Here is a 26125-nt window from a genome sequence, read left to right as displayed (position 1 = left end):
CAGGGAGTTGTTTTTATCTAAATTCTTTTAGATGTTTTGGTTAGTTTTTTCTAATTTTTCAAAATAATATAGTCCAAGAGCAAGGCTTTGTTGCATGAATCAGATTTTGAAAGTGTTGTTTAATTTTTGTCAAAAATCAGGCAAATTTTTTGGTATCCGGCATGCCGAGTTTTGTCATGATATTAAGAATATTAGCAGCTACTTTACTTTCGGTTTTTTGGTTTAAAAAAGTTCTAGATTTTAATTTGTTTCCTATAATTGATTTGTAACGGTAGATAGCGTTTTCTGCTTTGGCTCGCCTGCCGTAGTTGGTATGTTTTTGCCATCGCTTTCGTCCTTGTTCCATAAGACGAATATTGTCTAATCTTAATTTAGAGTCATCGGGCATTTCTGCTCTGAACCCTAAGTTTGGCGGTACTACTGCTTTTATAGGAATTTCATTACCATGTTGATTCTGATGGGCGATTAATGCTTTGTATGTAGAGGGTTGGTCATATGCTCCGTCAGCTAGTACGGTATCTATTGGACTATCAATTTCCTCAAGTAATGTGCCTATCGTAGCACAATCACTAATATTGTGAGTCGTTAATTCAGAGCTTGCAATATATCCGTTTTCATCAACAGCGATATGAAGCTTTCTCCACGATTTCCTTGCTTTCAGTGCGTATTTTTCTTCCTGCCACTCCTGCTCGCCGTAAATCTTTATACCGGTACTATCGACGCAAAGCGTTACGGGATCACGATTTGCCCTACGGTGCCGTGACACTTTAAGTTTTTTTGTTCTTCTTGAAATAGTAGTATAATCAGGCGTTTTGAGCTCGAGATTCAGCAGTTTTATAATCGATTCTACAAAACCTTCGGTTTGCCGTAAATGCTGTTTGTATACTAATCCAAGCCTCACGCATGTCTCAATAGCAAGATCGGAATAGATCGCTTGACCGCCCCGCTTCTTATGTACGGATACGGGATTATTCCATTTTGCTACCGCTTCCCCTGAAAACCAAATTATTAGACTACCACGATTTTTTAATGATTGATCGTACTCACGTGAATTACTGATTTTGTATTTAGCTCGGGCAAATTTATGACGATAAGGATATTGGTGTTTGTTCGGCATATTTACCTTAAAAAAAGAGGATATCTTAACTCCTTAACTTTACTATTTCCACTGCTTTTTTTATTTATTCAAAAACTCGATTTACTCCAAATTCCGATTCATGCAACAAAGCCTATATCAAAGACCAATGAACTAAAGTTGGTAAAGATATTTTTGATCAAGAATTAAAAGATAAGCATTTATTATCTTAAAATTTGTAACTCATTGGAAAAGCAAAATGATACTCTTCCAAGAAAAGTTACAACCAGTCCTAAGGAGATAAAAAACCTTTACTTTTATTTTGCTAAAATTGGTCTACAGAATGTAGCTTTATGAATAAATAGTAGTAAATATAAAAGTAACGGTTTACTTTTTCTTTTGTCATTTTTTCTCCTAATTTTTTCTTAATTAGGAAACTTATAACTCTATTTTTTTGTCCATTTTCTTCAGTCCATTATAGTATTGATAATATCATTATGGAGAGATTTTTTCGAACTCTAAAATATAATTGTATATTTATTAATGATTTTAAAGATGTTAAAGAGCTAAAGAGTGCTATTGATGATTATATCGAACACTATAATTATAGAAGATTCTATTCAAGTATTGGTTACAAAAAACCTATGAATATTTACCTAAATTCTATGCAAAATTATGAACAAATTGCAGATTGAAAAATGCAAAAATGGGAAACAAAATTATTATTTTTTTGTCTTGATTTTTCAGTCCAGTATCGTAAACTAAAATAAGTAAATAGGGCGTGAATATAATGGATAAAAAAGAACTAGAAAAAAATCAAGAAGGGTCTGATGTTTTTCCTTTTAAGTCACCAGCACAAATTAAAAAAACAGAAAAACAACAAAGTATAAGTTCTGATAAGTCTTTAGATTCGTTACCAAGTTCAGAACGTATCAGTGATTCCAGTATATTACAACATTCTACACCTCGCACTTCTTTCCATACTATAAAAAAGCATAAACCTCATATCTATAAGTTTTTAGAAAATTTGTTTAAAATCAATATGAGTCAAGATGCTCTAGTCGATATTATAATCAACGATGATATAAGTAATAATCAAACCACAATAGTAGGACGTACAAAATTATTAGGAAGTTCAACTAAGCAAATGCGTCATGTTACCCCATATACTTTCATAGAGAAAGCTATTAAAGCAACAATTGTGGCAACAGAAGGAAAGAGTGATTATATATCATACATCGATAATATAGTAGAAGCTATTAAGCCACTAATAAAAAGCAAAGAAGGCATCTGCTTAACAGCAGATCAATATTCTAAATTAAGATCCAGTATTACATTACAGGATGAAGAAGCTAAAACATTTATGTTTTCTACTATCAGTAAGGCACAAAAGAAAAATGAGTATCACTTAATATACAATGAGGCACTGATAGGTAAATTCGAAGAATGTCAAAATTTTTCAGAAGAGGAAAGAAGGAAGGCTAGAGACGACTTCAAGATTAAGTTTGAGAAATATATTAATTATGGCATTAAATATCTTACTGAAGAAATCTTGGATCCAAAAGATGTTAATACTATAACAATAACTTGTGAAGGAATTGCTAGGATAATATTAACTCTGTTTAATCAGGATCAATACGCTGCTTTTCCTGAAGAAGGAAATTCTTTACTAGAAGAAATTCGTTTATATGAAACTAAAGATGATGCACAACAAGCTGCAAAATTAAAGTTAGAAAAGCAGAGATATACTGTAAAATCTCATAATGAGATAACCAAAGAGGATATGTCAAAATATGATTCTTGTATTAGAATTGTAGATAATGAAGGATCGATAGTAAAAAAGACAGTAAAGGCACTATATATTATAAATTCGTTAATATCAAGTAAGTTTTATAATATTTTCACAATAGAGAATACTCAAGAGCAGGAACAGTATAATACTAAATATAATTTCAATATTAAAATAAACAATATTAAAATAAATGATGTAGATATTGCTAAATATAATCAGGCGATTGATTTTCACAATAATTTGCATGATGTTTTCCAACATCATGCAGCAAAATATTTATATGCAGTATTTGATTTCAAACCATTGGAAGCAAAAGTATTAGCACCTAAACAAAGAGATGATACTACTATAATTAAAGTTTACCCTTCCGCTAGCGGGGAAAGGAAATCTGAATATTCTGTTCAAGACGGTATTCAATATCGTACATCAGAAGTTAATGGTGCAAAGGGTTATAACGATGCAGCAATATTTCGTTCAGAAATGAGCAGTCAGGATACAAAAGATGTATTACAGAAAAAAATTATCAATCATATCATAATTTCACTAATGCCTTTTAAGGCAATAAAAATAGGATGTACACACAATACAAATCAAGAAGGAATTAAGAAAATACTCAACTCGTTTGTAGAGTTAGTACAAAAAGACTATAATGGTTCTAAAGATTATATTGGAAAAGAAATCAATTTGGATGATACTTGGGCAAAACAGATTACTGACGAATATGTGAGATATAGTGAGTCTATTAATTTAAGTGGTATATCTGAACCTATATCAGATAATTATGATATTTAACTAACAAATGAATGTGCTATAGTCTTTGGTACTATGGATTAAATATAACAAAGTAATAGGTAAATTATATGCATAAAAGTACTTTACAAATGGCATTAGAGGAAGCTGCTTCTAAAATTTTAGTCAGCGGGATCTGTCATAATAACACTGAGTCTATCACAAAATGGGTAGAAGAAAATTTAATTAATGATAATCCTAATACTAGTGATAACAAAAAAATTGCTTTTTATGAAGCAGAAAAATCACTGATTAAGAAGTATATTGCTGAAAATAATTTAGAGCAGTTAACTACACTTATTAATGCAATTGACAACGAAAAATTTAAAGATGATCCAAATTATCAAAAATTAAAAGTAAATGAATGTAGAGTTTTAGCAAATGCTATAATAGAAGCAAAAAGATACTTAGAAGAAGATAAAAGTATGTATAAATATCTGCATACACTACTAGATACTAAGTATAAAGAGCTAACAGATGAAGGGTATAGAAGTAAGATATCAGATAAAATCACTGAGGCTTTATCTGTTGTCCAATACTCTGATACTGAATCTTCAGAAGTGCCAACCGCAGGAGAAATACACCAATACTGTACTATTCTGTGATTTAGGGTCTATCAGAAAGATTGTGTAAGTATGATATCAGAGTTAGTCCATCTTTGATCGACATTTGCCCATTTTTGGTCATCAGTACCACAAAGTATGGCAAATTGATTCAAGGCAACTGACCAATCTTTAATTGGTATTATCTCTTATGTCTACAGCCTTTTTGACGGAGCGACTAGTTAGTTCTTCATAAATATATCAATGTTGGCATTCTTGGTATATCATACATCAAGCAAAACTTTAATAAACCTGAACAATTTGGTATTCTAAAATAAATATATATAGTCTCCCCGTCAAAAGTATAATGGTCTCCATATTTTGGACACAAAAATAGAAGAAATGAGATAGAATTCTTTAGCAAAAAAGGAGAGCTAGAGATGAAAAAACAAGTAAGGCAATATAGTGCTGAGGAGAAATCAAAAATTGTCATAGAGACAATCAAGGGCGAGCTAACAATAGCCCAAATAACTAGTAAGTATGGTGTTCATGCAACGCAGATAAGTAATTGGAAAAAACAGGGTCTTGAATTATTAGTACAAGGCTTTAAGAGTAAAACACAGAGTGCTGATCCAAATCAGCAGGAGTTAATCAAGAATCTATATGAACAAATTGAACATTGGGTTAAATTACAGAAACGGGGCAAAAGCGAACTAGGAGTAGGAATTGCTGTTAATTTCTTCTCTGTTATAGAAAAATATCCTGCAATAAGTTATCTTACTCAAATGCCTTATCCCTGCAGGATGATCATGTTTTACGCATTTATATTTTGGAGTCAATCATTTATTTTGTGTAAGTTCTATTTTTTACATTCCAATAAATCATATTTAAAATCACCACAAAGTATTTCAAATTGATTCAAAGCTAATGACCAATCTTTTATGGGCATAGTCCATTTTTTAGATGCATTTTGCAGAGCTAAAAATATTATTTTCTGAATTGATTTATCATCTGGAAACACCCCCTTATTTTTGATAATTTTTCTAATTTGACGGTTGACAGATTCAATGGTATTTGTTGTATAAATTACCTTTCTTATTTCCTCAGGAAAAGCAAAAAATGGGATTATCCCACACCAATTACGTTGCCAAATATCAGAAATTACTGGATATTTTTTGTCCCATTTTGAACTAAATTGTTGAAGTTTTAGACTTGCCATTTCTTCATTATTTGCTGTATAAATTTGCTTCAAATCTGTGGTCACCTCCTTTAAATCCTTATATGAGACATACTTCACTGAATTGCGAACCATATGAACTATACATAACTGTACTATAGTCGCAGGAAATATGCTACTTATCGCTTCCGGAAAACCTTTTAGACCATCAACACAAGCAACATAAATTTGTTCTACTCCTCGATTTTTTAACTCAGTAACTACTTGCATCCAGAATTTAGCACCTTCATTTTTTCCTACCCAAATACCCAGCAACTCCTTCTTTCCTTCTATATTAACAGCAATCGCTAAATATACTGCTTTATTTATCACTACCTGGTTATCCCTAGACTTAACATGAATACAGTCTAAGTATAATATTGGATAAACCTTATCTAAACCTCGATTTTGCCACCTAGTTACTTCGTCTATTACTCCATCGGTTATTGTCGATATTAAATCACCGGAAACCTCAGTTTGATATATTTCTTCCAAATGACCTCGAATTTCACTGACTGTCATTCCTCGACCATAAAGTGAGATAACTTTATCGTCAAATCCACTGAATCTTCTCAGCCCTTTAGGTATTAATTTGGGAACAAACTCTCCTTCTCGATCTCTTGGTACTTCCAGAGTAACCTTCCTACCATCATCATCAATTATTGTCTTTTCATAGCTACCATTACGACGATTATTATCTACTTTCAGCATTTTACTATGCTTTGAATAACCTAATTCATGCTCTAGTTCACTTTCTAATATTTTTTCAACTATTTGCTTTTTTAGTTGTTGAAATAATCCTTCTTTGCCAAACAACTTAGATGGATCGGCTTTTGATAATAATTCTTCTACTAAATTATTACTTATATTATTATCTTTTAGTTCTAATATCTTCTTTTTTATTTTTTCTGACATATTTTACCTTGTTATAAGTTGTTTTCTTACAGTACTTCTTACTGCTTACTTTTGCAACTTACACAAAGTATATTATAGACTCTATTTTTAGCTCTGCAAAATGCATCTAAAAAATGGACTATGCCCATAAAAGATTGGTCATTAGCTTTGAATCAATTTGAAATACTTTGTGGTGATTTTAAATATGATTTATTGGAATGTAAAAAATAGAACTTACACAAAATAAATGATTGACTCAATAATTACTCTATCCCTGAAATTTCTCGTATTACCGGTTTATCTATCCAGGAGATCAACAATCTGCTTAAATCCTGACACCCTCTACACAAACTTTCTAACACCCTGAGTCTATCAAATATCTGCCATACTACCACTTGCTCCATCACCCCCCATAGTTGTAACTATTTCTGATGGTGTATAAGAAATAATTGATAAAGCTTCACCTATGATCTCTGATATTTTATTTTTATAGCTTTCATCTGTTAATTCTTGATATTTAGTGTCTAGTAATTTACAAAGATCTTTGTGTATACTCTTATCTTCTTCTAAGTATTTTTTTGCTTCTATTATGGCACCTGCTAAAACTCTGCATTCATTTACCTTTAATTTTTGGTGCTTTGGATCATCTTTAAATTTTTTATTATCAATTGCATTGATAAGTGTATTTAACTTCTCAAAGTTATTTTCAGCAATATATAACTTAATTAATGATTTCTCTGCTTCGTAAAAAGCAATTTTTCGAACATCATCAATATTAGGATTTTCATTTACTAAACTTTCTTCTACCCATTCTGTTACAGATTGCATGTCGTTATTTTGAATTTTAGTGACTAAAAATTCAGAATAAGCTGCTTTTAGTGCTTTATGAGGAACATTTTTATACATACAGTTAACCTTTTATTACGTTGTTATAATTAAAATATTGTTTTAAAAGTTACATATTTATATCAGTTAGATGTTATAAATAATAATTATCTTCTATAGGTTGTGATACATTACCTAGTACGTCAGCAAAATACCTGGAACATTCATCTTGGACATGAACCATCCATGCATTATCTAATTTTATCCCTTCTGATTCATAATTTACTTTTGCTAACTCACAAAAAGCTTGAAGTATTGTGGTATTTTTACATTGAGCTTCATCATTAAATATGCATCCTATTTCTAATCCATTAAAAGGTAAAAGAGAAATAATAACATGATTAACGATTTTAGTTTTTAATATATTTTTCGTTACTTCATGACTTATTTCTGAACGAAATATTGCATTATCATTATAACCCTTCCTAGAATTATACTGTAATTCCCTGTATAGTCCTCCATCTTGTACTATATATTCTGCTTTTTTTATACCAGTAGCAGACGGATATACTGTAATTGTTCTCTCATCCCCTTTTTGTTTAGGTGCTAACACCCTTTCCTCTAAAGGTTTAAAATCAAACACGGAATATAGATGCTTTGCTATGTGGTATGGAAAAATATCTAATATATTACTTTTAATATTAATCTCTTCATTATACTTGTCTCTACATTGAAGGTTTTGATCCTTTATTTTAAAATTATATTTTTCATTATATTCTTTTTGATGATCTAAATCCTCTTTTTCTGTCTTATGGGATATTCCTGATAACTTATGATAAACTAATGAATGCATGATCTTTAATACTTTTGCTACTTTTTTGACTATTGATCCTTCATTATCAACAATTCTAATACATGAATCATATTTAGTTTTAATACGTGGCACACTTATTTCTTTAGTGATTTCTTTATGGGAATATACTTCATATCCATGTTTTAATGCTTGTTCTGCATCCTTTTTAGTTTTGTATACACGAATTTCTTCTTTTAGGGAATTTCCTTCTTCAGGGAAAGTAGCATACTTTTCTTGATTAAATAAGGTTAATATTATTCTTGCAATTCCTTCACAAACTATGGTTATGGTATTAACATCTTTTGGATCTAATATTGCTTCAGTAAGATACTGTATACCATAAGTAATATATTTCTCAAATTTAGTACTAAAGTCTGTTTTAGCTTTATTTTTTTCATCTTGTGAGAAATCATTGCAATGCTCAAATTGTTCTATAAGTGTATCATTGTATATTAAGTAATATTCATTACTGGTGGTTGACAGTTTAAATGTTTTAGATTCCTTATCTCTGGATGTAATATTAGAGCTTATTTTCGAATACTGATCTATCGTTAAACAGATACCTTCCTTATTTTTTATTATTGGTTTAATAGATTCTACTATATCATTTATATATGATATATAATCATTCTTTTCTTCTGTTGCCACAATTGTTTCTTTAATGGCTGCTTCTATAAAAGAATATGGGGTTACATGACGCATTTGTTTTGTTGTGCTCCCTAACGTTTTTGGGCGTCCTACTATTGTAGTTTGATTGTCACGTGGATTAATAGGATCATCATTGATTATAATATCAACTAATACGTCCTGACTCATATTTATTTTAAACAACTTTTCTATGAAGTTAGTAATATACCATTTTTGTCTTTTTATAATTTGTAGAGTTTTGGTTTTGGAGATTTCTTGTTGAACAGTTTCCATAGTTTACCACCTTATTTATATTTTTATCTTCATGTATTATCCTAAAAAGATTAAATCTATGATAAGGATTTATATAATCCTTAATTTGTTAGTTTTGATTGAACTTAGTTAATTAAAGCTCCTGGTAAGCCTTTAAAGATCTTAGAACCTAAGCTAGCATATTTTATTTTTGGAAAGCAACAAATTTTTATAATTTAATTTATAGTTAACCCGAACTATGTTCTCTAATAATTACCCTATCCCTGAAATCTCTCGTATTACCGGTTTATCTATTCAGGAGATCAACAATCTGCTTAAATCCTAGTTCTGTAGTCAAAGGGCTTACCCCTTTGACCTTGATCATTCTGTGGTTATTTTTTCTTGTAATTTTTCCATAAGATTGTTGTTGTCCTTAGCTTTAATAAGAGCTTGTAGCTGTTGTTGGCATAAGTGGGCTTTGTTTCGGAAGGTTGAATTATAGCTCAAGCTACTTACTTATCCATGATAGATATCTAAAAGTTAAAAGCATCTTATTGATATACTTCATCGATAAAGATAGTTCAAAGTAGATCAACTGCTTTACTCTCTAACTCCTCTTCTTTTAGTGGTGTTGGTTTTTTCTTACCTAGCTTCTTGATGTTCTTCTGCTGTTTAGATTTTTGGGGTGCAAGATGATTGAGTTCTGAATTTAATCTAGATGAATTAGATAAGTCTTGGGTATTATTAGTACTCTGATTAGACCGATTAGCACTATTATTGCTGGAGCTTATCAGTTTTTTAGGAATAAGTTCAAGATTCTTATTGGGTAGAGATATTGCTAGAATTTGTATTTTGGATAATCTAACAGCCGGCTCAGGCAATAGAGTGTAACACTCACCAACGCTTAAGTTAGCTAAATCTTCTACAGTGACAATATCTTGCTTATGATGCTGTTCGTTATAACTGACTCCATCTCTAAATTCATGAGCACCGAAGCTAGTATTCTTCTGCTGACGCATTAAAGTTTGGCTACCACACATAGAACTAATCATTTTAGCAATTGCTGGCTCAAGATTTCTAAAGAAGAAGGATGTGCCAAACTGCCCGAAGATTGCAGAACCATCATAATGACCATATTGGGAGTAAAGTTGATTTAGAGATTGCATACCAGCTAAGACGCAAGCTCCATATTTTCTACCTTCTGCCATCATAGGTGATAAAGCAGGAAGTTTACCAAGGGCTGGCAGCTCATCGATAACAATCCATACTCTGCGTTTACTATCTATTCCTATTTCCATAAGCTGTGTTAATGCAAGTTCAGTTAAACAAGATATTAGTGGTAAGGTTAATGCACGACTACTGGGTTTGGTTGCTAGAAATAACCATGCTTTGTTTCCTGTCTGAAGATTAGCAAAGTATTGTTTAATTGAAAATGCTCCATTGTCATCGGCAGGCTGTAGGTACATAAGTGGTTTGCTATTTGCTGCCAGTACCGCTACAATAGAGCCAGACGTTTGTTTGGAGTCATTTATAAGATATCTAGCGGCTTCAGTACCTCCTAGTGTGGTTTTTAGATATTCTATATCTGCATGACATGCCATATTTACTACATCTTGTACGGAGGCATTTTTTCCTCTTAAAAATTCAACGCAAGCTTTAAAGACAGTTTCGGCAGCTGTTTCCCAAAAAAGATCAGAGTGACTGCTCGATTGCTTTCTGTTAAAACCTATTAATATCTTGGAAAATCGCTCTAAATCCTCACGAGATTCACAATCTTTCCAAAAGTCCCAAGCTTTGCCTCGTTGATCGAAAGGATTAAAGATAATATCTCCGCGGTGTGGATTGTAGTACTTGGCAATCATCTCCCCAGTTTGATCAATAATAATAGCGGGTTGCTCTTTTGCTTCTACCTGAATCAGTAAATTATGCATGAGATTAGTTTTACCAGCACCTGTTGCACCAGTAATTAACACATGCCTAGTTTCCATATCTTTCACTAGCGGCATATCACCAATAGTTAGATCGCTGGCTTTACCAATTTTACGCAAGCACTTTCTAACTTCTTTGCTAGTCAATATTTTATTGCTACCATCTTTTTGCTTTTCTGCTTTGACATCTTTGCCAAATCTTGACCATAGCAGATAGATTAAAACAAAGATGCCAAACATGACTAGCACAGTAAGAGCTAATCGTATTTTAACAAACTCCCATACTGAAAGGTAAGATGCTCTATAGAATCGTGATTTAAGAATTTTGCGTGGATCAATATCTTTGGCATATAAACCTTTTTTGTCATACTCTCTATATATCAGAACGTTATAATGAATACACTAATATAACCCAATTTAATAAAACAATAACTAACCAAAATTTATTAAACGATATTGAATTAAATTTAAATAATAGTCTTAATCTCTTCTACAATAATTCATACATCAATGCTAGCCCTATTAATATAATAGACGTTCTTAAAACTCAAAAGAATTACCAATCCTTAACACCTTTAGAATTGACGAAAGAGTTACAAAATCATGGTCTATCTTTAGGACAAGCTAATTATATTACGGTTTATAGTACTCAGGGTGGAATAGGAAAAAGCAACATATTACACTATATCACTTCTAAGATAGGGTTTAATGCCTCAACTTTTGTGCATAGGCCCTCTAGCCTATCTCAAATTATTATAGATAATGATCAGAATGTACAATATATTGGAGGCCAATTTATATTATTTGATATTCCACAACAAAAATATTTAGAAGCCTTAAACAAAGAGGTGGGGATAGAGAATTATTTATTTCACCAAAGTCATAATAGAGTAATTTTATATATTACAATTTCTTTAGGTAAGTTAAGGCAAGAATTGACTAAGAAATCATTGAATATACACATTGATGTAGCTAGTGAGGGAGAGGTAGGAAATCAAATTTTGGCAGCATTTAGTTCAATTAAATTAACATGTAAAAATATTGATCCGGGAGATGTAGTAAATAATTATATAGAGTTCTCGGATAAAACTTTATATAGAAATAAATTGGAAGAAAGATATGAGTTAATACATTCAATAATAGAAGATGAAAAAGTAGAAAGTGATAATATTGCTTCTGAAGATCTAGATACTCTTTTAACTATAAGTGCAATCAATATTCCTAATAAAGAAACAGTCAAATTAATCCTTAAAGAAGGAGCAAATGCTAATTGTTTTGATCAGGATCATAATACTATATTACATCTAATAGCATTAGAGAGTGGTAGCTGTGAAATAGCTCAAGTATTACTTGAGCATGGGGCTGACCCAAATATTATTAATCATGATGGAAACACACCGTTACATATAGCAGCCAAGAATAATTACAGAGAAATGATTATGTTACTTACCAATAATGGTGCTGATGTAACAATTACTAATAAATGTGGTCACACTTACAACTCTTCAAAAGAAGATATTAACGCTACCGGTGAATTGCAAAATTTTAATAATTTCCTGTTAGAAAGAGAATTTTGTAATATTAGCTTACATTCTATTTCTACCATAAACCTTAAGGCACCAGAAAAAACTACTGCTATTATTGATGGGACAACTAAACACTCTAGCAGTTGGAATTTATTTAAAAATACTAAAACTGCTACTAAACAGTTTGTAACAGGAGCCCTCAACAAACACCATAATAAGTCAAATTTAAGTTGTGATCGAGCTTACGATAATATTACCTTAATAGAAGATATACTTAATTTATTTGAGATAGTTAAAAAAATAGTTAACTACACTATAACAAGTAATGATATTGTAAAGTTACAAGAAATTTTTGCCGCCACAAGTATTAAAAATACCAAAGAGCAATTCGTTACTCAATTAAGTTGTGTATTAAGCGACAACCAATTGCATAACTTAAATACTGTAATAATGCAAACAATGCATCAATTGTTACCTGAAGAAGATAAAATATGTTATTTGAGGTCGTCTGAGAACAAAATATTCCATAATTTATTATTACTAGAAGCAAAACGCCATAATATGGTAGTACCGTTACCAAATAATGTTACTACTACATTGAGTATGCCTACTGTTCCTGATGTAGTTTTTGATCTATATGCAACATTAAAAGATTGGTTTTATAACCAGAAAGAACGTCAATCTTCTGAAGATTTAAAAGATAGAATAGTAAAAAGTATCCAGTGGCTTTTTATCAATCCTTTAATTACTGATTGTCCTATTGATCTACAATTGTTAAACATTCCAGGAGAATACACCAAATTATTACTACAAAATAATATTCCAGACCGAATTACACACATAGATATTGATGCCATTCAAACATTAACTAACAAAGAGTTCCAGCTAATTATTAATCAGATCTTTCAAATATATATGTCTGACCTAACTAATTTAATGGTAAAAGAAATTTTTAATAAAACTGCATTAAATATTAATCAATCATCCGAAAATATACTCGCTAATGTAATATTAGCACATTTACAAATGCACTCTAATCCTTATATATTACTATCTAATAGCACACTTATATTAGATGAAATATCAAATTTTGTAAAAGCAGTATACACTCCTACAAAAAATCAAAAGCAGGATTTATTATCAATATTCCTATATAACTTTATATCTAAAATGCACTTGGAAAATCAAATAACAACAGAGGAAGATTATCAAGTAAAGCAACATATAACTAATACTGATACAGCACTGGATGAAATTTCACATATTAACAACATAATAAAAAGTAATGATTATATTCCTTTAGTAAAAATAACAAACCATAAAGATTTTATTCAGCATTTACAAAAATATTACAGCATTTTCCTGGGTAAACCTCTAATTGATAAACTACTCACCTCATATTCTCATTTAGGTGAGCAAGGAAATAAACATGTATTAGAAGAAGTACAATATAATCTAGTAGTATTAGGTAATCTGTCCGTAATTGATTGGAGTATCAAACATGAAGGGATGGATCCGATATTATTACTTGATAATGCAATACATCATTATGCGTTGCCACATTCAGATCAAGATATAAAACAACGTATGTTCTCTATAATAAAGTACATATTAACGGACGATGATATTACAGACCATTTCACTCTATCTGAAATTAAAATATTACTTGAGGATTATAGCGAGACTAAAAATACTTCGGATCCAGTATATTCTGATAATATAATACGAATATTTGCATTCATAGATCTGATAATCCACGATAGTTGGAATAAAGAAACCATTAATTTATTACACTGTAATAATGATCATATAAATAATGTAGAAGATGCATTAACCTCTTTAGGAGAACATGGATTGGATTCAGAGATATAAGTATGATTACCACAAGTAACTAATAGGACAAATGTTGATTACAATTGAAGGTATTTGCCTCAGTTGTATTAGTTGACATTTGATCTTACATTTAATAAAAATAAAGTATTAAAAATACAGATAAAAAAATGGAAGGTCACAATGAACTTAAATCAAAAAATCATAAAGCCAAAATTAGGATTACTTGAATTATCTAAGAGCCTTGGTAGCATATCGTCAGCCTGTAAAGCCATGGGATATAGTAGAGATAGTTATTATAGATTTAAAGAATTGTATGAAACTGGTGGAGAAGAAGCATTGTATGAAATTAGTCGAAGAAAGCCAATAATAGCCAATAGAGTTGATCCAGCAGTAGAAAAAGCAGTAGTAGATATGGCAATAGAATATCCAGCCTATGGTCAGCTAAGAGTATCAAATGAGCTTAAGAAGAGCGGTATACTTGTATCACCTGGAGGAGTGAGATCAATTTGGTTACGCAATGATTTAAACAATATTAGTAAAAGGCTTAAAGCATTAGAAGCAAAAATGGCTCAAGATGGCTTACCGTAACGGAACGTGCGAAAAGCGAAATGTATAGCTATATCCCTTATATTGATAGGCTTTGTAGAGGCATCTATTTTTTGCACATTTATCTTCTTATTAAAGTACTATTTCTCTATAACCCTAATAACTTTCAGTGTTAAATAAATTGATATCTTTATTTTCTTGAGCAAAAGAATAGCTCTAAATTTAATATTTTTTACAGCAAAAAGTAACGTTTTAGTTTTTGTGATTGACACACTATGGATTTTGACTTAGTTTGTCAATTGATTGTTGGATATTAGCGAGGTTTATTTGGTAAAAAGTATCCAATCTAGTAATTAAGGCATTTTTTATTTACCTGGATAAAAAGCAAGGGATTGATGATGCTTTGATACAACCTTATTCTGGTCATGAATCTAGGCAATCTCTAGAGATATATTCTAAGCTATCGATAACTGATGCTCAAAAGACGTACAATAAGGTTATAAACGACTTTCCAATATGAAAGTGAAAAACACAAAATTAAAAAGGATGCTTTTATCTATAAAAAGAGAGGTAAAATTTTAAAAGGTGATTGAGTTTAAATATTGGCTATAAAACTAATGGATATAAGGGTTTGTAGAGAATTGGCAATTTTAATTAAGATACAAAATGGGTAAAAAGTAGCTACCGTCAATAGTGTATTGCGATTAGGGATGCAGGAGTTGCATTTCGCTTTCCGCACGTTCCGTTACGGCGTGCCACTAAGATTTAAGCAGATTGTTGATCTCCTGAATAGATAAACCGGTAATACGAGAGATTTCAGGGATAGAGTAATTATTTGAGAACATATTTTTTGCTACTTCAATATTTCGTTCAGCTTTGCCTCTAGCTTCACCTCTAGCTTCACCTCTAGCTTCACCTCTAGCTTCACCTATTTGGATACCCCTAAACTCACCTTCTTCGATATATTTCTGTGCTATAGTTCTCATAATATTAACTTGTTCTTCTTCTGATAAATATTTGGCTAGTACTTGCTCTAATTCTGATTGCTGCTCTTCTGGCAACTTAGCATCAGTATACCATAAAAACGATTCTAAGTAAATATAACCATTCTCTTTATCTATTAACACTTCTAGCTTAAACCTTCTTAAAAACTCCTCCCACAATTTAAGCATATCTCGTTGATGTATATGCTTCATGACATAGCTCATCATTCCTAAATGCTTCTGCTGAACTATCTCATCATCCGACATACTCTGTAAATCTACTAATTGATAATCTGACACCATTAACTCTTTAGCTTGCATAGGGTCAGTAAACAATTCCCATATGTTTCTTGGTGCACTATATTCCTCTACACCGTTATACATAATCATTGGGTAGATTAGTGGTAGCTTATCATTATTCTTTTTATGTCTTTCGCATAATAGTAACGTATATTTCCAAAGCCTTAGTGCCATCCAATAATCACTTGTTGACTGATGGTCTAATAAAATGTAGATAAAAGCACTCTCCTTATTTTTAGTGCTTACAGCATAAACTATATCACTATATTTTCGTCTCAAGCTCTCTTCAATATAACTTTCTTTCTCTACTTTAATTTTTGATAAATCTAACTGTTCTTTAAAATTACTCGGTAGATAATACTCTAAAAATTCTTGTGCAGCTATTTCATTGCCCATAATTCTTTTAAAAAGCTGGTCATGTTTAGGTTTTTTTGGCATTTTACTAACTTAGATGATTAATTTATACTGAACCAATATTTTCTCGCTCTTCTTTAAGTATCTTATACACAGCAGCACGACTGATACTCATTTTTTTAGCTAAACTAGTGCCAATAATACCTTGTTCATGATATTGCAGCAATTGCTTTCTATTAATCCTGCGTTTAGCTCCAAATTTTATGCCTTTGAGCTTTGCTTCAAGTCGCCCCTCATTGGTACGCTCTAAAATCCTCAGACGTTCTGCTTGTGCTACTGCTGATAGGGGTTGTGACGGAGAATCTATTTTTTTTCCGAAAAAGCTATGTATTCGGTATGAGAATAAGGGATTGAGGCTCTAACTTTTAGGAATTGGTGAATATTGACAACAATTAAAAATAAGATTATCATCTAAGCACAGAGTATTCTGCTGTTTAACAAGTTTATTACTTCTAGCTCTATTAATTTAAGTAGCAAGTTATACAAAATTGAAATCAATAGTTTCTAATATTTTGTTTATGTCGATATTATAACTTTTATTTTGAAAAGTATATTGACCAAGAAAATGAATATGATGATACCAAGCAACGGGGGATATTTTCTTCATCGTTGTTAGAAATTTTTTGTTGTTGGTAAGGTTTTCGTATTTGTCAAGAAGTCCAGACAAAATAGTAGAGTTATAGTAAATAATTGCAGACGCAACTAATCTACCGCATTGATTACTAATTTCGACATCAATATCTGTCTTGCCATATAATTGTTTTTTCCCTCCAACCTTTGCAATAGCAGCACGTAATTGGTGATATGACTCAATCCTATTCTGTGATTTATGTACATCCCTTTGTAATTTAGAATCCATCATGTATTTCAAAGTATAAATACTCCGTATTAATTTATCATGTTCAAAAACAGCTTTACGTAGCTTGTTTTCTGGTGGTAGATGGCATAGTTTTTTGATCAAATTAGCTTGGTTCATCTCTTTTAATGCCAATGTGACCACAAGTTGGTCAATATTGTTCTTTTGTTCGACAATGACCTGACGATCAATTTGAGCAATGGGTTTAATCAAGAAATTTGCATATTCCTTAATATCATTTCCACAATAAAGATTTTTTAGTTGGTCATTCAAACTGGTAAATCTTGGTTTTAATTGTACGTCAAACCAATTAAGAATGGCAAAATTTGCTTTGTTTATACTGTGCATATCCCCAGTAATCACTTCTGGAGTAATTTCTGAACTGTTATTGTACCAAATATCAAATACAAAATAACTCTCATGTTCGTGTGTACCAATGAGTTCACATTGCAAAGGTATATGATTTGCAAGAATAGTATAGGCACTAACCCCTTGCCCTTCTCGTAAATACTTACGGGAATATCTAGCTTTAATATTTGGTGTATCGAGTTCAAATTTTTGCCCATCAACTATGGTGGTCCCGTTTGTCTAGACAAAAATTTAGATAATTTGAGATATAATTCTCAAAAATCAAATTGTTGTTTTTATACAATATTTCTTTCAAAATATACACATTCTGGAGTTTTATAATCTAAAGCTTGATGCATTCTTTGTCTATTATAAAAGTCCATATATTCGTTAATTGCTGTCTTTGCCTCCTTTACAATTGTTAAAATTATTCGATAAACTTTTTCCTGTTTCAGCGAACGCCAAAACCTCTCAATAAACACGTTGTCCAAAGCTCTACCCTTGCCATCCATACTTATCTGAATATTATATTGTTTTAAAATACAGATAAATTGCTCAGAGGTAAATTGCACACCTTGGTCCGTGTTAAAAATCTCTGGTACACCATATTTTTCTATAGCTTCCTCAAGAGCTTCTACACAAAAAGTGCTTTCTAAACTAATTGATACCCGCCAGCTAAGTATATAACGACTGTGCCAATCCATGATGGCTACCAAATAAACAAACCCTTGTTGCAGCCTTACGTAAGTGATATCTGAACACCATACTTGGTTCGAGTATGTTACCTCTAAGCCTTTGAGTAGATAAGGATATACCTTATGTGCCTGATTCTTTTTACTTAAATTCATTTTAGGATAAACAGCTTCAAGCCCCATTATCTGGTAGTAGCACCTTACTCTTTTACGACCTACTACAAAGCCTTTTGTTTGAAGGTATTTAGCCATTCTCCGCATACCATAATATGGATGCATGGTATATACCTCATCAATTATTGCCATGACCTTGAGATCTTGTTCACTAATTCCAATAGGTTTATAGTAATAGCTTGACCTATTTACACCAAGCAACTTACACTGTTGCACAATCGTTAGGATATTATGATTAGGCTCTATCATATTATACCTATCCTTTAAGTCCAAACAATGCAGATTTTTTTTTGAGCCAGTCACATTCAACGCTTAACTGACCAATTTGCTCATATAAACTTTTAACTAGCTTCTGCTGATTTGGATCAGTACTCTGTGCCTTACTCTTAAAACCTTGTACTAACAGTTCAAGACCTTGTTTTTTCCAGTTACTTATCTGTGTAGCATGAACCCCATACTTGCTAGTTATTTGGGCTATAGTTAATTCCCCCTTTATTGCCTCTATGACAATTTTAGTTTTTTCTTCGGCACTATACTGCTTAGCTTGTTTTTTCATCTCTAGCTCCTTATTCTTTTGCTAAAGAATTCTATCTCATTTCCTCTTATTTTTTGTCTAAATTTTGGGGACCATTATAGTTTGGTTGGTATGGTAATTAGTTTGCTGACGGGCAGTTCAATTTATCAAAAAAGTTTAGCACTTGGTATTTTAGGTGATGCTAAAGCAACGTCAAAAACTCATAGAATTTATCGTTTTTTAAAAGATTTTAATTTTGATTATATAAAGATTGGCTATTTGCTATTAAGCTTTTTTGCTTCAAAAAATTATGTCATAGCAATGGATAGAACAAGTTGGAAATTTGGTAAATCCGATATTAATATTTTATTTTTAGTAATGGTAATTGGTAAAATATCGGTGCCAATATTGTGGAAGACTCTGTCGCATGGTGGTGGGTGTTCTGCAGAATTTATGAAGGAATTTTTGCAGAAATTTATTAATAATTTTAGCGTTGAAAGAATAAAATATTTGCTTGCTGATCGAGAATTTATGAATAAAGAATGGTTAGACTTTCTGATAAATAACCATCTAAAGTTTGTTATTCCATTAAAAATGGATCATAAAATTCGTCTTACAAAAGGTTTAAGGACTTTAACCATTGAAAGAATATTTAGTGATGTTAAAGCCTTAGAGTATAGGGCTTGTAGCGGTGTATTATGGAATAGAAAGGTTAATTTTACCGCATATAGAAATGATAAGAGCGAGCTGATGGTTCTGGTGTCTTCAATTGAAATAGAGCAAGATATTTGTGCTTTATATAAATTTCGTTGGAGTGTTGAACGACTATTTTTGCACCTAAAAAGCGGTGGTTTTGATATTGAAAAAAGTCACATTGTAAAATTGGATAGATTTGAAAAATTATTAGTGATAGCTGCTATTGCTTCAGCTTTAATAGTCAAAAATGGACTAATACAAAATGCCTTAAATTCCATCCGAATAAAACGGCACAAAACCATTGAAAGACAATTGTTTTCATTATTTACCTATGGCTTTGATCATATCAAAAATGCTTTTTATCAATCTACAACAGCCATAACGCAGCTAATATCCACATTATTAATACCTCCCAAACAAGAACTTTTTTCTACCCTACTACCATCTTTACAAAAATTGTAGGGTACTATGGTAGGTTACTCTTAATGATTTCATTGTGTAGCAAACCGTCAATCACATAAGCCGCATCTCTTTCAGAACTGCTAAATACATCGGTGTAAAATAGGATTCCCCGTTCATCAATAAATCGATAGACATTAACACCTTTGCTATTACCGTGATATTTATATGAGTAATTGGCATTCAATGATTCTCTAGTTTTTTAGCATCTGATATAGCATGTTTTAAGTCTGTATTAGTATTTTCCAAAGGCACAACTTGACATAGTTTCTCGATTTTTTGATCATTAGTAAGAGCATTATCGTGTAGTATTTTTCTTACCAAATCAACCGTTGATTTGGTATTATCAAAGCCCAACAAAACAGAGTAGGTCAATTTATTTTTATCAGGAATTTTTTCTTTTACTACATTGTTTAGTTTCCTGTCGGCATTATTTAACTGCTGTTGCACATTTCTTAGTAACATATCAACAAGCGTATCTTGCCAAATTTTGTAATAATGGTCAATAAATGCAACAAGATACAAATACCTCTTATTTGGCTCTACAATATCGGTGATTTGTGTTACTTTTGCTTTAACTATCCACCCAGCATAATATTTGGTCGCATCTACTGATAAAAATTACTTGAATTTGTGGTAGGAATAATATAACTTACTTTAGTTAATAAGTTATTTAATAATATTGAAGCTTATAAAAATTAGTCAAGTATATGAAATGAAAGGAAGATAATGGATAATTTACACCAAGAGTTAAATAATTTAAAAATAACTCAGGTTAAAAAATCAAAAATTTATGACTTTTTAAATTCTATAACAATGGTAGATATTAGTGACAAAATTCTTATAGATGTAATACCCAATGAACAAGAAGGTACCAAAATAGTAACATTAGGGCGTCCCCCTGTTTTGGGTAGTTCAAAAAAACAAATGCGGCATGTGACTCCATACACTTTTGTAGATCATTTAGTAAAAACAAAAATTTCAGGTTTAAAGGTTTCACAATCAGACAGTTTGCAAGATCTTGCAAAACCTTTGAAGATATTTGTATCAGATCAACTAGGATTAAGTTTAGGTGATACGGATTATCAAAGCCTACAACAACAATTAAAAACTAATAAAGATGTTTATCATATCAAAATAAAAAATACAAAAAGAGCAGGATATAAATATTTAATAGATGACGAAAAAGTAGTCAAAACTATACGAGATAAAAAATTCTTTAGTCAAGTTAAAATAAAGGACTTTGAGACTAATTATACGAAAAACATCCAAAAGTTTATTGACTATTCTGTAGATATCTTACAACAAGCAATTAAAGATGAAAATACTATCTGTATTTCTTGTGAAGCTATAGGCAGACTTACGCTCACAATATTTAACCAAAGAATTTACACAGCTTTTCCTGAAGAGGGAAATACTGTACCTTATGAAATTCGTTTATATGATACTGTAGCCGGAGCCAAAGATCCTAAAAACTCAAATTTTCAAGTTCTAACACAGGATGAGGTAGTAGAGCTACAAGATATATATACAAAGAATCCTAAAATAAGAATTGTTAATAACGAAGGTGATAAAATTAAAAAAGTTATCAGTGCCCTAGAAGTAATTAATACCATTATTACATTATGTAATCGTGATGTAAATGAATCAATTATTGAGACTCAGATAAATGAATATAAGAAATATGATTCAATAATCAAGATTAAAAAAGAATCCCCATTGTTATTAGAGAAATATAATCAAGAATTCACTACAGATGATATAGATGAACTTGTAACTCAAGGAGAAATTCTAGAGAGAGACCCCCTTTATTATCATATAGCAAAACATTTATATTATGCCTTTGATTTCAAGTCCTTGGAAGATAAAGTACTTGTACCAAAAAATTTATCAGATCGTAATATAACTCATGTAATCAAGGTATTTCCTTCAGCAGAAGGAGACATGCAAACAACTTACTGTATTAAAGATGGTGATAAATATAGAGAAGATCAAATGAACAGTGCAGTAGGTTATAATAAGAAAGCTGTATTCCGCACAGAGGAACTAGATCAATTGCTACTTATAAAAAAAGTCATAGATCATGTTTATATATCTGTACTACTGTTTTCTTCATTTATAGTTGGATTTAAAAATAGTGATGTAAATTATCCTAAAGCTATATTAGACGCTTTCTCTGAATTAATAGCACTAGATTACTCCATGGATGAAGATTCCAAAAATGATTTCTTAAACAATATTGATGTAGAATCAAATCAAATAAAAATCTTTCAAGATCTTAGTGCGGCAAATACTTCATTATTTACTACCAGTGGAGAAGTAGAATCAGCAGCATTATACGGAGAGGATATTGATTTTTTTAATTAATAAGTAACTATTTATATAATAACTTTAACGAGATTTATCATGAAAAAAAAATTCGAATATATATCTGCAAAGGAAGGGTTTATTCACTTTTTGTTCGAGTCAACAAATACAGGTACGTTAGATAAAATTACAAGTTGGGTACAGAAACACTTAATTGATAAAAATCCTGATATTAGTAAAGAAGAAAAAAGTGCTTTTTTTGAAGCAGAAAAAGGAGTATTAGAAGGGTTCCTTAGAAAAGGTGAAATACGTAAATTTCAAGATTTACTCGAAGTATTTAATGACTTTACTAAAGATAATAGTAATTTTAAAAAATTAGAATTTAAAGTATTTACTGATGCCCTTAAAGGGAGTAAAGAATTTGTTGTAAAACATGGTGAATATCATGATACTATAAAAAGTATACTAGACTCATTTGGTACTATACATGAAGAAAATCAGGAGTTAACAACTAGATTTGAAGAAGTAATTTCTTTACTGGGTGAATTAAGTTCAAGTAGTCACTTATTAGATTTAGATGAGGGAAGTAGTACATCTGGATAATGCATACAGCATTAAGATGATCTAACTTCAATGTGTATGATTAATACGACATAATTACAATTAATAAAAGCTAAAGGTACATATAAACTGATAAAAATTGTACCCAGGTAGGTTAGTGTGACAGGGAAAGTCATCTGATAAAATTTCGAGTTTTGTCATACTACTCACTATTCCAGAAACATGTGTTTTTGATATCCCAAAATAAAGTTTCTCCTGAAATATTTAAAAAATTGCTTAAAAGTGAAATCATTATCTATGTTAGATCAAGGGCTTCAGTATACAAAGTAACCAAATACACATACCTAGAAATCTGTGTAACGTGTACAATTAAATTGCGTTATTTGTGCATAATTATTTTGCACTATTACAGAATAAATTAGAATTATGGTGATTAGGTAATTTGCAGAAATTGGCTAGGTTGACAACGATTTAATATGCCCTAAATTAGCCCAAGTAAGAATTTTCCTGACTTCGGAAAATAGTTAAAGATAAGTGTATAGAAAAAGCAGGAGAAAAAAGGTTTTGTTAATTAGAGGGCGTTTGTTGTGCCTCCATATATTTTTATTATTGACATACAATATTTTAATAGGGGATGTAACGGATAACCTCTTTTTTTTCCGAAAAAGCTATGTATCCGGTATAAGAATAAGGGATTAAGGCTCTTGATTTGAAGAACACTTAATCATTAGATATAGATACATACCTATAAAAAGTAGCTCTCGAAATACTTAACATTTTACAGATATTATTGATGCTCATATTATGATTCTTATGCATTTTTTTTGCAGTTAACACTTTAGGGTCGGAACCAATTATTTTCTTCCTCCTTTTTTTCCTCTAATTCTTGCTGCATTTAAGCCAGCTTTTGTTCTTTCTTGTATTAATTTTCTTTCGAATTGTGCAAGTGAAGAAAAAATATTGAATACTAACTCTCCTGATGCAGTAGTAGTATCAATATCTCCGTCACACAATGATTTAAAACTTACACCTCTAGTTTTTAAATCCTCTATTAGGAGTTCTGACGTAGAACCCCAGATTTTTTTGATTTCAAGAAATTGAGATTTTTGCTTCTCGTTTTTCAATATATTCTTTAAGTGATAAATATTTGCCATATTCAAGATGGGTAGAAATAATTTTATGTAATGGCACGCCAAGTCTATACAAATGAAAGATTTTTTCTTGATCGTTATCGTACATTGATTTTTGTAATGTTCCTTTAGGTTTACCAAGTTTAATGCCTTTTGCTACCCTAGCACGCAGACCTTCTTTGGTCCGTTCTGAGATAAAATCACGTTCCAGTTCTGCTGTCATAGAGAATACGGTGATTAAAACTTTGTTGGTAACATTATTTTTGTCTTTGGGATTTAAGTTTAGGTTTTGCTTGATGAGAACAAGCCTCGACTGTTTCTCTTGTGTAATTGTTTCAACAATATTCAAGGTTTCTTTGATTGAACGTCCCAAACGTGATAATTCAGATGCGATTACAATATCTTTAGGTGACAATTTTTCCAATAAGGGGTTCTAGGGGGTAATCCCAGAAATTTTTGATTTGAGAGAAAGCAGAGTTTTTGTCAAAATATAAAAATTTTTATGGTTATAATTTTGGATATTGACAATTGGAGAAAAAGATATGGTTTCTAAGTTAAGGTTCTTTTTATCATTTATAAAATGAAAATCATATTCCTCATACCAATTTAGCATCAAACCAATAATATTACTAGTATAACTTAAAAGGATATCGAGCAGTTATATTGTTAATTAGATGGTGGTTTGGTATTACAGCTTTTTTTTCTACCTATAAGTAGTCGCTCCGTCAAAAAGGCTATAGACATAAGAGATAATACATGTTCGCGGTCAAAAATCATATCAAAATCCATAAGATTTTTACCTTATATAGATTCCTGCCTACGCAGGAATGATGGTATGGACGAGTGAAGCGAAATATGCTTTACTTGTACGGAGTCAGCTGAAAAATAGTTTTCAGCTGCTCCAAATTAAATAATAATTTAATTAATAGGTCCATACCATGATAAATAATAGCATAAAAAATACTATAATAGGAATATATTTAGCAAAAAATAGTATGCACTTGGTGCAAGTCGATCAAAATGGCAAAAAAATAGGTTATCAAAAAGTTACAAGAGATGAGTTAATAGCCTATTTAAGCAATCTCGATAAAAGTTCATTGGTAGCTATGGAAGCATGTGGAGGAGCTAATTATTGGTCACAGGAAATTGCTAAGCTTGGTTTGCAAGTCAAACTAATGAAAACAAAAGATGTAAAAGTTTATGCTACATCGAAACAGAAAAATGATTATAACGATGCGTTAGCAATATGCAAAGCGGCTCGTGATCCAGAATTAAAAACTGTGCTGCCAAAAAGCAAAGAGGAACAAGATATAAAATTTTTGCATAAAATTAGAAGTAATACGATCAGAGATCGTGTGCAAAAAACTAATTCTACAATATCAAGTTTATGTGAATATGGCTATAATACAAAATTAAGTAAAAATAAATTTTGCAAATCATGTAGGCTGGAGGTAGAGTTAGCGTATAGTAAAGGTTATATAAATTCTGGGATACGGTCAATTTTATTTTTAGAATGTAAAGAAATTGAGGATTTATGTGACAAAGAGAAAACTTTAGAAAAGCTGATTATCAGCAATAATAAGCAAAGTGAGAAAGCTACTAGGTTGCAGACAATTTTTGGCATTGGAGCAATCAATGCTAGTTGTTTGAGTGTAGCCCCAATGGAAAGTTATCCAACCCCGAGGGATTTTGCTGCTTCGCTTGGTTTGGTACCAAAGCAACATAGCTCAGGAGATAAGATAGTTTTAGGAGGGATTACCAAACAAGGAGATAGATATGCCAGAACTATGTTGATTCAAGCCGCAAGGACAATAGCAATAAGAGCAAAAAGTGATAAGGAATCAAAAGATAAACTAGTGCAGTGGGCAGTGAAGAAATTTGCTGAAAATAAATCATATAATATTATATGTATTGGTTTAGCAAATAAGTTAGCAAGGATTGCTTATGCAGTAGTCACAAATGGTAGCGAATATGTTGCAAATTAGTTTAGTTG

25 protein-coding genes and 1 pseudogene are annotated in these 26125 nt (G+C 31.1%); 10 read left to right on the top strand and 16 right to left on the bottom strand.

Annotation, left to right across the window (positions count from 1 at the left end; genetic code table 11):
• Window positions 1-136 precede the first annotated feature (136 nt).
• Window positions 137-1117: an IS5 family transposase gene (locus ACQH1V_RS01825; RefSeq protein WP_094649552.1), complete on the bottom strand. Its 981-nt coding sequence runs from the start codon at window positions 1115-1117 to the stop codon at window positions 137-139.
• A gap of 455 nt (window positions 1118-1572) precedes the next feature.
• Between ACQH1V_RS01825 and ACQH1V_RS01820 the strand changes: the two genes are divergently transcribed.
• The 4 genes from ACQH1V_RS01820 (at window position 1573) to ACQH1V_RS01805 (ending at window position 5115) form a co-directional block, all read left to right on the top strand.
• On the top strand, window positions 1573-1770 hold the full coding sequence (locus ACQH1V_RS01820) for an integrase core domain-containing protein (RefSeq protein ID WP_425360621.1): 198 nt from the start codon (window positions 1573-1575) through the stop codon (window positions 1768-1770).
• 95 nt (window positions 1771-1865) lie between these two features.
• Window positions 1866-3659: a hypothetical protein gene (locus tag ACQH1V_RS01815; protein ID WP_425360620.1), complete on the top strand. Its 1794-nt coding sequence runs from the start codon at window positions 1866-1868 to the stop codon at window positions 3657-3659.
• 68 nt (window positions 3660-3727) lie between these two features.
• Window positions 3728-4261 carry a hypothetical protein gene (locus tag ACQH1V_RS01810; RefSeq protein ID WP_094649555.1) on the top strand — a complete coding sequence of 178 codons (534 nt, stop codon included), beginning with the start codon at window positions 3728-3730 and terminating at the stop codon, window positions 4259-4261.
• Window positions 4262-4638: 377 nt separating this feature from the next.
• Window positions 4639-5115 (top strand): transposase, encoded by a 477-nt coding sequence (locus ACQH1V_RS01805; RefSeq protein WP_425360619.1) that lies wholly within the window; start codon window positions 4639-4641, stop codon window positions 5113-5115.
• Here the strand turns inward: ACQH1V_RS01805 and ACQH1V_RS01800 are convergent.
• From ACQH1V_RS01800 to ACQH1V_RS01785, 4 genes are all read right to left on the bottom strand, one after another.
• Window positions 5058-6329 carry an IS256 family transposase gene (locus ACQH1V_RS01800; protein ID WP_094649589.1) on the bottom strand — a complete coding sequence of 424 codons (1272 nt, stop codon included), beginning with the start codon at window positions 6327-6329 and terminating at the stop codon, window positions 5058-5060. The genes ACQH1V_RS01805 and ACQH1V_RS01800 overlap by 58 nt on opposite strands.
• Before the next feature lie 351 nt (window positions 6330-6680).
• The gene (locus ACQH1V_RS01795) at window positions 6681-7214 is read right to left on the bottom strand and encodes a hypothetical protein (protein ID WP_094649590.1); all 534 of its coding nucleotides are present in this window, start codon (window positions 7212-7214) and stop codon (window positions 6681-6683) included.
• 73 nt (window positions 7215-7287) lie between these two features.
• The gene (locus ACQH1V_RS01790; protein ID WP_425360618.1) at window positions 7288-8907 is read right to left on the bottom strand and encodes a hypothetical protein; all 1620 of its coding nucleotides are present in this window, start codon (window positions 8905-8907) and stop codon (window positions 7288-7290) included.
• Window positions 8908-9446: 539 nt separating this feature from the next.
• The gene (locus ACQH1V_RS01785) at window positions 9447-11033 is read right to left on the bottom strand and encodes a type IV secretion system DNA-binding domain-containing protein (protein ID WP_094649679.1); all 1587 of its coding nucleotides are present in this window, start codon (window positions 11031-11033) and stop codon (window positions 9447-9449) included.
• Window positions 11034-11122: 89 nt separating this feature from the next.
• Here ACQH1V_RS01785 and ACQH1V_RS01780 point away from each other — a divergent pair, with 89 nt between their 5' ends.
• Window positions 11123-14191, top strand: a complete 3069-nt coding sequence (locus tag ACQH1V_RS01780) for an ankyrin repeat domain-containing protein (protein WP_425360617.1) — start codon at window positions 11123-11125, stop codon at window positions 14189-14191.
• 141 nt (window positions 14192-14332) lie between these two features.
• A pseudogene (locus ACQH1V_RS01775) lies at window positions 14333-14734 on the top strand (helix-turn-helix domain-containing protein); the annotation flags it as partial.
• A 104-nt stretch (window positions 14735-14838) separates the two neighbouring features.
• On the opposite strand, the gene ACQH1V_RS01770 reads toward ACQH1V_RS01775, so the two are convergent.
• From ACQH1V_RS01770 to ACQH1V_RS01750, 5 genes are all read right to left on the bottom strand, one after another.
• Window positions 14839-14970 (bottom strand): hypothetical protein, encoded by a 132-nt coding sequence (locus ACQH1V_RS01770; protein WP_425360616.1) that lies wholly within the window; start codon window positions 14968-14970, stop codon window positions 14839-14841.
• Window positions 14971-15456: 486 nt separating this feature from the next.
• On the bottom strand, window positions 15457-16419 hold the full coding sequence (locus ACQH1V_RS01765) for an Rpn family recombination-promoting nuclease/putative transposase (protein ID WP_425360615.1): 963 nt from the start codon (window positions 16417-16419) through the stop codon (window positions 15457-15459).
• 454 nt (window positions 16420-16873) lie between these two features.
• On the bottom strand, window positions 16874-17785 hold the full coding sequence (locus tag ACQH1V_RS01760; protein ID WP_425360859.1) for a Tn3 family transposase: 912 nt from the start codon (window positions 17783-17785) through the stop codon (window positions 16874-16876).
• 110 nt (window positions 17786-17895) lie between these two features.
• Window positions 17896-18714 (bottom strand): IS3 family transposase, encoded by an 819-nt coding sequence (locus ACQH1V_RS01755; RefSeq protein ID WP_425360332.1) that lies wholly within the window; start codon window positions 18712-18714, stop codon window positions 17896-17898.
• A 7-nt stretch (window positions 18715-18721) separates the two neighbouring features.
• A complete protein-coding gene (locus ACQH1V_RS01750; protein WP_425360333.1) occupies window positions 18722-19021 on the bottom strand; it encodes a transposase in 300 nt (99 codons plus the stop codon).
• 90 nt (window positions 19022-19111) lie between these two features.
• Between ACQH1V_RS01750 and ACQH1V_RS01745 the strand changes: the two genes are divergently transcribed.
• Window positions 19112-20137 (top strand): IS4 family transposase, encoded by a 1026-nt coding sequence (locus tag ACQH1V_RS01745; protein WP_425360614.1) that lies wholly within the window; start codon window positions 19112-19114, stop codon window positions 20135-20137.
• Window positions 20138-20141: 4 nt separating this feature from the next.
• Here ACQH1V_RS01745 and ACQH1V_RS01740 read toward each other — a convergent pair whose 3' ends face one another.
• Window positions 20142-20321, bottom strand: a complete 180-nt coding sequence (locus ACQH1V_RS01740) for a Tn3 family transposase (RefSeq protein WP_425360613.1) — start codon at window positions 20319-20321, stop codon at window positions 20142-20144.
• On the bottom strand, window positions 20318-20659 hold the full coding sequence (locus tag ACQH1V_RS01735; RefSeq protein WP_425360612.1) for a hypothetical protein: 342 nt from the start codon (window positions 20657-20659) through the stop codon (window positions 20318-20320). Before ACQH1V_RS01735 ends, ACQH1V_RS01740 begins: the two co-directional genes overlap by 4 nt.
• 204 nt (window positions 20660-20863) lie before the next feature.
• On the opposite strand from ACQH1V_RS01735, the gene ACQH1V_RS01730 reads away from it, so the two are divergent.
• Together ACQH1V_RS01730 and ACQH1V_RS01725 are read left to right on the top strand one after the other, a co-directional pair.
• The gene (locus ACQH1V_RS01730) at window positions 20864-22501 is read left to right on the top strand and encodes a hypothetical protein (RefSeq protein WP_094649705.1); all 1638 of its coding nucleotides are present in this window, start codon (window positions 20864-20866) and stop codon (window positions 22499-22501) included.
• A 39-nt stretch (window positions 22502-22540) separates the two neighbouring features.
• Entirely contained in the window at window positions 22541-23044 is a 504-nt protein-coding gene (locus ACQH1V_RS01725) for a hypothetical protein (protein ID WP_094649706.1), read from the top strand.
• A 678-nt stretch (window positions 23045-23722) separates the two neighbouring features.
• Here the strand turns inward: ACQH1V_RS01725 and ACQH1V_RS01720 are convergent.
• Genes ACQH1V_RS01720 through ACQH1V_RS01705 form a run of 4 tightly spaced genes read right to left on the bottom strand, consistent with a single transcriptional unit; the run spans window position 23723 to window position 24745 of the window.
• Complete coding sequence (locus tag ACQH1V_RS01720; RefSeq protein ID WP_410525748.1) at window positions 23723-23821, bottom strand: helix-turn-helix domain-containing protein; 99 nt, start codon at window positions 23819-23821, stop codon at window positions 23723-23725.
• Between the two features lie 35 nt (window positions 23822-23856).
• On the bottom strand, window positions 23857-24126 hold the full coding sequence (locus tag ACQH1V_RS01715; RefSeq protein WP_338050570.1) for a recombinase family protein: 270 nt from the start codon (window positions 24124-24126) through the stop codon (window positions 23857-23859).
• Complete coding sequence (locus ACQH1V_RS01710; RefSeq protein WP_239832740.1) at window positions 24092-24547, bottom strand: recombinase family protein; 456 nt, start codon at window positions 24545-24547, stop codon at window positions 24092-24094. The genes ACQH1V_RS01715 and ACQH1V_RS01710 overlap by 35 nt, the downstream gene beginning before the upstream one ends.
• Window positions 24548-24565: 18 nt before the next feature.
• On the bottom strand, window positions 24566-24745 hold the full coding sequence (locus ACQH1V_RS01705; protein ID WP_425360610.1) for a hypothetical protein: 180 nt from the start codon (window positions 24743-24745) through the stop codon (window positions 24566-24568).
• A gap of 325 nt (window positions 24746-25070) precedes the next feature.
• On the opposite strand from ACQH1V_RS01705, the gene ACQH1V_RS01700 reads away from it, so the two are divergent.
• Complete coding sequence (locus ACQH1V_RS01700; RefSeq protein WP_425360611.1) at window positions 25071-26117, top strand: IS110 family transposase; 1047 nt, start codon at window positions 25071-25073, stop codon at window positions 26115-26117.
• Window positions 26118-26125: the final 8 nt, after the last annotated feature.

The sequence above is a fragment of the Candidatus Tisiphia endosymbiont of Ceraclea dissimilis genome, from assembly GCF_964030735.1.
GTDB lineage: Bacteria > Pseudomonadota > Alphaproteobacteria > Rickettsiales > Rickettsiaceae > Tisiphia.
This window is presented reverse-complemented; position numbering and strand designations above follow the sequence as displayed.

What these genes read in the sequence shown, in the direction of transcription:
- ACQH1V_RS01800 (WP_094649589.1), bottom strand. Translation starts at nt 6,329, where the DNA reads ATGTCAGAAAAAATAAAAAAGAAGATATTAGAACTAAAAGATAATAAT.
- ACQH1V_RS01795 (WP_094649590.1), bottom strand. Translation starts at nt 7,214, where the DNA reads ATGTATAAAAATGTTCCTCATAAAGCACTAAAAGCAGCTTATTCTGAA.
- ACQH1V_RS01805 (WP_425360619.1), top strand. Translation starts at nt 4,639, where the DNA reads ATGAAAAAACAAGTAAGGCAATATAGTGCTGAGGAGAAATCAAAAATT.
- ACQH1V_RS01810 (WP_094649555.1), top strand. Translation starts at nt 3,728, where the DNA reads ATGCATAAAAGTACTTTACAAATGGCATTAGAGGAAGCTGCTTCTAAA.
- ACQH1V_RS01720 (WP_410525748.1), bottom strand. Translation starts at nt 23,821, where the DNA reads ATGCATAAGAATCATAATATGAGCATCAATAATATCTGTAAAATGTTA.
- ACQH1V_RS01825 (WP_094649552.1), bottom strand. Translation starts at nt 1,117, where the DNA reads ATGCCGAACAAACACCAATATCCTTATCGTCATAAATTTGCCCGAGCT.
- ACQH1V_RS01725 (WP_094649706.1), top strand. Translation starts at nt 22,541, where the DNA reads ATGAAAAAAAAATTCGAATATATATCTGCAAAGGAAGGGTTTATTCAC.
- ACQH1V_RS01700 (WP_425360611.1), top strand. Translation starts at nt 25,071, where the DNA reads ATGATAAATAATAGCATAAAAAATACTATAATAGGAATATATTTAGCA.
- ACQH1V_RS01750 (WP_425360333.1), bottom strand. Translation starts at nt 19,021, where the DNA reads ATGAAAAAACAAGCTAAGCAGTATAGTGCCGAAGAAAAAACTAAAATT.
- ACQH1V_RS01705 (WP_425360610.1), bottom strand. Translation starts at nt 24,745, where the DNA reads ATGCTAAATTGGTATGAGGAATATGATTTTCATTTTATAAATGATAAA.
- ACQH1V_RS01755 (WP_425360332.1), bottom strand. Translation starts at nt 18,714, where the DNA reads ATGATAGAGCCTAATCATAATATCCTAACGATTGTGCAACAGTGTAAG.
- ACQH1V_RS01820 (WP_425360621.1), top strand. Translation starts at nt 1,573, where the DNA reads ATGGAGAGATTTTTTCGAACTCTAAAATATAATTGTATATTTATTAAT.
- ACQH1V_RS01790 (WP_425360618.1), bottom strand. Translation starts at nt 8,907, where the DNA reads ATGGAAACTGTTCAACAAGAAATCTCCAAAACCAAAACTCTACAAATT.
- ACQH1V_RS01785 (WP_094649679.1), bottom strand. Translation starts at nt 11,033, where the DNA reads ATGTTTGGCATCTTTGTTTTAATCTATCTGCTATGGTCAAGATTTGGC.
- ACQH1V_RS01815 (WP_425360620.1), top strand. Translation starts at nt 1,866, where the DNA reads ATGGATAAAAAAGAACTAGAAAAAAATCAAGAAGGGTCTGATGTTTTT.
- ACQH1V_RS01745 (WP_425360614.1), top strand. Translation starts at nt 19,112, where the DNA reads ATGGTAATTAGTTTGCTGACGGGCAGTTCAATTTATCAAAAAAGTTTA.
- ACQH1V_RS01765 (WP_425360615.1), bottom strand. Translation starts at nt 16,419, where the DNA reads ATGCCAAAAAAACCTAAACATGACCAGCTTTTTAAAAGAATTATGGGC.
- ACQH1V_RS01730 (WP_094649705.1), top strand. Translation starts at nt 20,864, where the DNA reads ATGGATAATTTACACCAAGAGTTAAATAATTTAAAAATAACTCAGGTT.